We start from the raw sequence: 1368 nt of genomic DNA, 5'->3' as shown, positions 1-1368 counted from the left end.
GGAGCGGCGGCGGTCCGGTCCGCAACCGTCACGATCGATCTCCGGCGACTCGCCCGCGTCCTGGCCCGCCACTCCGATCACGCCTCAGTACGCCAACTGGCCCCACGGCTTGGCACGTTAACGCGCTTCCCGACCTCCTGAAGAAGGGCCTGGTCATGGCCGACGTATTCATCAACTACCGCACGGGGGACGGCGACAAGACCGCCGCCCTGATCGACCAGGAACTGTCGCGCCGCTTCGGCCGAGACCGCATCTTCCGTGCCTCGAAGTCCATCGCCCCTGGCCACGCCTACCCCGACGCCCTGCTGACCAATGTGCGGCGCAGCTCTGTGCTGCTGGCCGTCATCGGGCCGGACTGGACGAACTTCCAGGCCCGGCTGCGCGACCCGGAAGACTGGGTGCGCAAGGAGATCCTGGAGGCGTTCGACTGCGGCATACCACTGATCCCTGTCCTGGACGGCCGCAAGACGAACCGGCTGAACAAGGCGGACCTGCCGGGCGAGCTGGCGCGGCTGGCCGACCTCCAGTCCATACCGTTCGACACGCACGACACCGAGACGNNGCGACCTGGTGGCCGAGCTGGTCCCTGGCCTGCACGACCTGGACCAGGATGCTGCTTCGTCGCCGGCCCCCGCCGCGGTGAGGAACTCGATCGGGGACGTGAGCGGGACGGCCGTACAGAGCCGGGACTTCACCGGAGACGTCGGCGCCACCGTCATCAAGGACTCCCACGGGCCTGTGCACACGGGCCAAGGCAACATCTATCAGAACTCGCGTCACGTGTCGGGCGACCGGCACTTCTCCGGCAACGGGATGACGTACTTCGAGGGCGACCACCACGGCGACATCCGGCACCGGTTCGGCGAGCCGGACCGACGCGAGGACGACGACCGGTGAACGAGCACATCAGCACGCGAGTCGAAAACCCACATGCCCCCATGCACACCGGCAGCGGCGACCTCTACGTCACCATCGGCACTCAGCTGCAGGACCCGGACAGACCCACCTTCCGCCGCCTCGCCGACGACCACCTCACCCGGCTCAAACAAGTGCTGGTCGACCCGGCTGGCATGGGAGCGGCCCGCCACAAGCTGACTGACACCGGCACCGTGATCCTGGACGGCCCTCCGGGCAGCGGTCGCACCTCGGTGGCCCGGGTACTCCTGCGCGAGTACGACCTGGGCACCGGTGTCTTCCACGAACTATTGCCTGACGAGGAAGAGGAGCTTTCCCTCAGTAACCCGGCTCTGGTAGGGACCGGCGACCGGCTGCTGCTCGATCTGTCGGCAGCTACCGCCATCCAGTGGGCCGCAGCCCGGACGGATCTCTCCGCCCTCCGCAAGGCCGTACACGAACAGCACGCGCACC

At 68.0% G+C, this 1368-nt stretch carries 2 pseudogenes; both read left to right on the top strand.

The annotated features are described in order from the left end of the window. Window positions 1–562: 562 nt before the first annotated feature. A pseudogene (locus AOK11_RS45600) lies at window positions 563–897 on the top strand (toll/interleukin-1 receptor domain-containing protein); the annotation flags it as partial. After that, window positions 894–1368 (top strand): annotated as a pseudogene (locus AOK11_RS43110) (hypothetical protein); the annotation flags it as partial. The pseudogenes AOK11_RS45600 and AOK11_RS43110, both read left to right, overlap by 4 nt.

It is taken from the genome of Streptomyces hirsutus (assembly GCF_001418415.1).
Classification (GTDB): domain Bacteria; phylum Actinomycetota; class Actinomycetes; order Streptomycetales; family Streptomycetaceae; genus Streptomyces; species Streptomyces hirsutus.
This window is presented reverse-complemented; position numbering and strand designations above follow the sequence as displayed.